This is a genomic window from Flavobacterium sp. FPG59, from assembly GCF_002150205.1.
In the GTDB taxonomy this organism is placed as follows: domain Bacteria; phylum Bacteroidota; class Bacteroidia; order Flavobacteriales; family Flavobacteriaceae; genus Flavobacterium.
The window spans coordinates 1-5,988 of the sequence record NZ_MTCA01000188.1 but is presented as its reverse complement, the minus strand read 5'-3'; the positions used below and the strand labels follow the sequence as shown (position 1 = coordinate 5,988).

The 5,988-nt window shown below is 34.4% G+C and carries 4 protein-coding genes; all 4 read left to right on the top strand.

Translation table 11 applies throughout. The features are described from left to right. The first annotated feature begins 10 nt into the window (after positions 1 to 10). The 4 genes from gdhA to FPG59_RS13030 all read left to right on the top strand — a co-directional run bounded on the left by gdhA (position 11) and on the right by FPG59_RS13030 (position 5,879). Positions 11 to 1,354, top strand: a complete 1,344-nt coding sequence (gene gdhA / locus FPG59_RS13045; RefSeq protein WP_086455026.1) for an NADP-specific glutamate dehydrogenase — start codon at positions 11 to 13, stop codon at positions 1,352 to 1,354. Positions 1,355 to 1,471: 117 nt separating this feature from the next. Then, complete coding sequence (locus tag FPG59_RS13040) at positions 1,472 to 3,760, top strand: T9SS type A sorting domain-containing protein (protein ID WP_086455025.1); 2,289 nt, start codon at positions 1,472 to 1,474, stop codon at positions 3,758 to 3,760. 54 nt (positions 3,761 to 3,814) lie between these two features. After that, positions 3,815 to 4,528: a DNA repair protein RecO gene (gene recO / locus FPG59_RS13035; RefSeq protein ID WP_086455024.1), complete on the top strand. Its 714-nt coding sequence runs from the start codon at positions 3,815 to 3,817 to the stop codon at positions 4,526 to 4,528. Between the two features lie 340 nt (positions 4,529 to 4,868). Next, positions 4,869 to 5,879: a transposase gene (locus FPG59_RS13030; protein ID WP_086455023.1), complete on the top strand. Its 1,011-nt coding sequence runs from the start codon at positions 4,869 to 4,871 to the stop codon at positions 5,877 to 5,879. The last annotated feature ends 109 nt before the right edge of the window (positions 5,880 to 5,988 follow it).

Below are 5,988 nucleotides of genomic sequence, written 5' to 3'. Positions count from 1 at the left end.
CTTATATACTATGTTACTAAAAATAAATGATTTTATGGCTCAAGTTGAGGCCAAGAATCCAAATGAACCTGAATTTATTCAAGCTGTTAGGGAATTTGCAGAAACTGTAATTCCATTTATTGCAGAGCAAAAAAAATACGATGGAAAAAATTTACTGCTTAGAATTACTGAGCCAGAGCGTTCTATTATTTTTAGAGTTCCTTGGGTTGATGATAAAGGAGAGATTCAAGTAAACAGAGGTTTTAGAATTCAAATGAACTCTGCCATTGGTCCATACAAAGGAGGAATTCGTTTTCACCATACTGTAAATTTATCAGTACTTAAGTTTTTAGCATTCGAACAAGTTTTTAAAAACAGTTTGACTACATTACCTATGGGTGGTGGAAAAGGAGGTTCTGACTTTGATCCACAAGGAAAATCAGATGCTGAAGTAATGCGTTTTTGCCAATCGTTTATGACAGAATTGTGCAGACACATAGGGCCGCAATTAGACGTTCCAGCTGGTGATATTGGTGTAGGAGCCAGAGAAATAGGATATTTATTTGGTCAATATAAAAGAATCAGAAATGAGTTTACTGGTGTTTTAACTGGTAAAGGATTAGCATACGGTGGATCTTTAATTAGACCAGAAGCTACTGGTTACGGTGTGGTATATTTTGCGGAGCAAATGTTAAACACTATCGGACAAAACATCAAAGGAAAAAGAGTTTCTATTTCTGGATTTGGAAATGTAGCTTGGGGTGTTGCTTTAAAAGTAAATGATCTAGGTGGAAAAGTAGTTACTATTTCTGGTCCTGATGGATATATTTATGATGAAGAAGGAATTTCAGGAGATAAAATTGACTTCATGCTTGAAATGAGAGCAAGAGGTGATAACAGAGCTGAAGCGTATTTAGAAAAATATCCAAATGCTGAATTCCACAAAGGAAAAAGCGTATGGGAAGTGAAAGTAGATGTTGCAATTCCATGTGCTACTCAAAATGAGTTGAACGAAGAAGATGCAAAAAATTTAATTGCAAACGGAGTTATGTGTGTAACAGAAGCTGCAAACATGCCATGTACTCTTGAAGCTATAAAAGAATTCTTGAAAGCTAAAGTACTTTTTGCACCTGGAAAAGCTGCAAATGCTGGAGGAGTAGCTGCTTCAGGACTTGAAATGACACAAAACTCAATCCGTTTAAACTGGACTAGTGAAGAGGTTGATTCAAGACTTAAAGAAATTATGGTTGGAATTCACAATCAATGTAAGCAATATGGTACAGATGAAGAAGGATATGTAAACTACGTAAAAGGAGCAAACATAGCTGGATTTGTAAAAGTTGCCGATGCAATGCTAGCACAAGGAGTGGTATAATACACTGCTTAAATTATAATAAACCTTCTATCGTGTATGCGGTAGAAGGTTTTTTTATGTAACAAATAGCCTTAACTTTCGTTTGTTTATATTTGTAAATCAATAGTGCTACAAAAGATGAAAAAGTATTTTTCGCTTATTTTACTTTTTACAGGGATGTTTTTGGGTTTTGCCCAAAGTGACTTATCCTGGCAAGGGTATTTTTCGTATTCTGAAATTAAAGATATTTCTCAGTCTGCAAATGCGGTATTTGCAGCTTCAGAAAACGCTTTGTTCTCTAAAAATTCACTCACAAATATAATAAAAACAACTACTACGGTTGATGGACTCTCAGGAGAAACCATTTCAACGTTATATCATAGCACAGCGCTCAACAAGACTGTAGTGGGTTATGAAAACGGACTTATCATAGTGATCAATGAGCAGGACGGAAGTATATTGAGAATAGTAGACATTATCAATAAAAAACTGTCTCCTACTATAAAAAAAATCAATCATTTCTTAGAACATCAAGGAATACTTTACGTCTCTTGTGATTTTGGGATTGTACAGTTTAACTTATCAACCATGCAATTTGGAGACACGTATTTCATTGGCGACGGCGGAACAGAAATGAAGGTACACCAAATGGCACTTTTTAATGGATATTTTTATGCTGCTACTTACAGCGGGATAAGAAGAGCCTTAGCCTCAAACCCAAATTTAATAGATTATAATCAGTGGGAAACACTAACAACAGCCTCTTGGATAGGAGTTACAACGCTTAATCAAGAATTGTATGCTGTCAATGCTACAGGAGCAATCCAAAAGTATAATGCAGTTACAAATACTTTTGTGCTATTTTCACAATTGCCACAGCCAGCAATAGATATGAGAGTTGGAGCAGGTATTATGGTTGTGAGTACTCCAAGCACACTATATTTTTATAACAGTCAAATGATTTTGCTTCGGGAACTAAACGCCAATCAGATTCCTGAGGCCAACATCACCTTTACGTGCGCTACCGTGATTGGTGATACGGTATATATTGGCACACAAGAAAATGGATTATTTACAACCGCTCTTAATGGATCATCCGTATTTGAAAACAGTACACCCTCGGGACCATTACGAAATAATATTTTCGCTGTAGATCTCACGCCTTCTGTGCTATGGGCAGTGTACGGGGAATTTGCAGGGGATTACAATCCATTTCCGTTGGATAGCTATGGCATTAGCAAATATAATAAAGAAGGCTGGCTCAATATCCCTTATGAATCGGTATTAGGAGCGCAAACTATAGGGAAAGTAATTGTGAATCCAATAAACGAAAATCAAGTGTATGCGAGTTCTTTTTTTTCAGGACTTCTCAAAATTGAGAATGATGTTCCAACCATTTTATTCAATCAAACCAACAGCGGATTAGAGTCGCTTACTTTTGGAGGACCTAATAATGTTGATATACGTATCAATGCAACCGCATTTGACAAGTCGGGGAATTTATGGGTGACCAATAGTAGAATTAAAAACGGGCTTAAAGTTTTGCGTACCAATGGGCAATGGCAAAGCTATGCCATGGATAAAATTCTAGATGTGCCCGAAGAGAATAATTACGGCGCCATTGTAATAGATAAAAACGGTACAAAATGGCTGGCTACAAGTGAGGATGGTGTGGTAGGATTCAATGAAAACGGAACCACTTTTAAAAAAATGACAGTGGGTGCCGATACTGGAAATTTACCCATTTCAAACGTAAGAACTGTAGCTATAGATACTAGAAACCAACTCTGGATAGGAACATCAAAAGGGTTGAGGGTTTTGAATAGCGTGAACAATTTCCTCTCAGATACGCCCTTGAAAGCTAATCCTGTTATTATCATTGATGACAATCTGCCTCAAGAATTGTTGTTTGAGCAATTTATCACATCCATTGTTGTAGATGGCGCTAATAATAAGTGGATAGGAACCGCTGATGCCGGATTGTTTCTTGTATCACCAAATGGTCAGGAAACTAGATACCATTTTACAACAAGCAATTCTCCGCTGCCCAGCAATACTATTAATGACATTGATATTAATGGGATAACTGGCGAAGTATTTATTGCTACTAGTAAGGGAATGATATCATTTAAGGGAGTTTCTACCACTGCAAATGATGATTTAAGTAAGGCTTATGTATATCCTAATCCTGTTCGGCCAGATTTTCAAGGAACTGTAAAAATTGCAGGATTATTAGACAAAGCAAATGTAAAAATTACCGATGTGGGCGGAAACTTAGTATATGAAACTACCTCCGAAGGCGGAACAATAGAATGGGACACAACCGCTTTTGGAAAATACAAGGTTGCATCTGGAGTTTATATGATTTTTATTTCGGCACAAGATGGTGTTGAAACTACCATTAAAAAAGTAATGATAATTAGATAATTTAGAGAGATGAATTTTTCAATCTTTACATTTTTCAATCTTTAAATTAAAATTGTGCAAGTCAAAACCAAAGCTATTGTTCTTTCATCACTAAAATTTCAAGAGAAAAGCTTGATCGTAAAATGTTTTACACTTTCGCACGGTTTAAAATCATATTTTGTTCGGGATGCTTTTTCGAGTCGGAAAGCAAGTCAAAAAAAGGCTTATTTTCAGCCTTTGACTATTCTTGAAATTGAGGCCGTTCATAAAAACAAAGGCACTTTAGAAAATTTTAAGGAGATAAAAATCAGCTCTGCTTTTCATTCCATCCATTCCGATATTTATAAGAGCACCATGGTGATGTTCATTTCAGAGATGCTGCACCATTCCATTCACGAAGAGGAAGAAAACGAACCACTTTTTACTTTCTTAGAAACCGCATTACATTGGCTAGACAACCACGATGAAATAGCTAATTTCCATCTAATTTTGTTATTAGAAACCACCAAATATCTCGGATTTTACCCCGATACTTCAGATATGGATATGGCTTTTTTTGAAATGACCGAAGGTATTTTCACACCCTTTCACGCCATCAGTTCGCTCACAGAACACGAAAGTAATTTGTTTAAAAAACTGATTGACTTAAAATTCGACAACAATCAAAAAATCTTCCATGTCATAGAACGCCAAATCCTTCTAAAAATCCTTATTGATTACTATAGTTTCCATTTAGACGGCTTTAAAAAACCAAAATCACTCGATGTTTTAAAAGAGGTTTTCTCCTAAAATCGTGGGCGTGCCCCTGCGTAAAAACTCCGGGTCAGGCTGTACGCTATATCTTTTATTCCGTAAACTCCATAAAAGGATGCCGCTTCCATCCTTCACCTTTACTTTGTAAAATTATTTATTTAAAAATTTACGATAAAGATTTTATAAGAAAATCGTTAATTTTATTAAAGGAAAGCAGAGGTGAACTATATCCTTCACTAAGTGATACTTATCTTGCGTATTAGTCCTCTGCCATCCCTTTAACCCAGTTGAATAGCTTCAAATAGAATAATAGACATAGCGGTCTAATAAAGGTTCTAAAGAATTTCAACATTTTTTAATCTCTCAATTCAAAATTATGAAAAATTATTTATTTTATGTTGGTATCGATATTTCAAAATTGAAATTAGATGTTGTTTTAATTGAAAATATTGCTAATAATAAGTCAGAACATTTTATAGTTGAGAACACATCCAAAGGCGTTAAATCAATTATAAGTCAATTAAAAAAGAAGAAGATAGATTTAAATAAAACACTTTTTTGCTTCGAAAACACTGGAGTTTATACTTATCCGTTAAGCTTAAGTCTTTCAGAGTTTAAACTTGACTATTGGATTGTTCCTGCTATTGAAATCAAAAGATCCAAAGGGATCTCTAGAGGGAAAAACGATAAAACAGATGCAAAGGATATTGCTTGGTACAGTGTTAGAAATATTGACAAATTAAAATTGTCTGCAATTGCAGAAAAAGAAATCCAACAACTGAAACTTCTTTTTACTGAAAGAGAAAAGGTTATTAAAACGCTCCTTGTATTTGGGACAACTAAAGAAAATAAAGATTTTATGACAAATGATGTCTTTAAAGTTGTTTCTGCTATAAATGCAAAAACAATTAAATCTTTAAAAATCAGTTTAAAAGAATTGGAAACAAAAATGAAAGAAATTATTAAAAATAGTTCCGAGTTGAAACAACAATTTGAATTAATACGGAGTGTTCCTGGAGTTGGGCAACAATCAGCAATGTATTTTATTATTGCAACAAAAGGTTTTAAGGCATTTGATAATTCTAGAAAATTTGCGTGTTATTCTGGAACAGCACCATTCGAGTATAGTTCAGGTTCCAGTGTCAGAGGCGGTACAAAAGTAAATCATATGGCAGATAAAAAAATGAAATCGCTATTGCAAATGGGAGCCCTTGCTGCAATAAAATACGACCCACAGCTCAAAGAATATTATAATAAAAAGAAAAATGAGGGTAAAAATAGCATGTTAGTATTAAACAATATAAGATGCAAAATTATAGACAGAGTTTTTAGTGTAATCAATAGAAAAACACCTTATGTAAATACCTATAAATTTGCTAGCCAATAAAAAATAAATTTATCTTGTATTTTATCATAGAATACGCTCAACCACATGATAAATAGTACAAAAACAAAAAAATTGTAGCTCATTTTGTACTATTTGTTAGTATATTAGC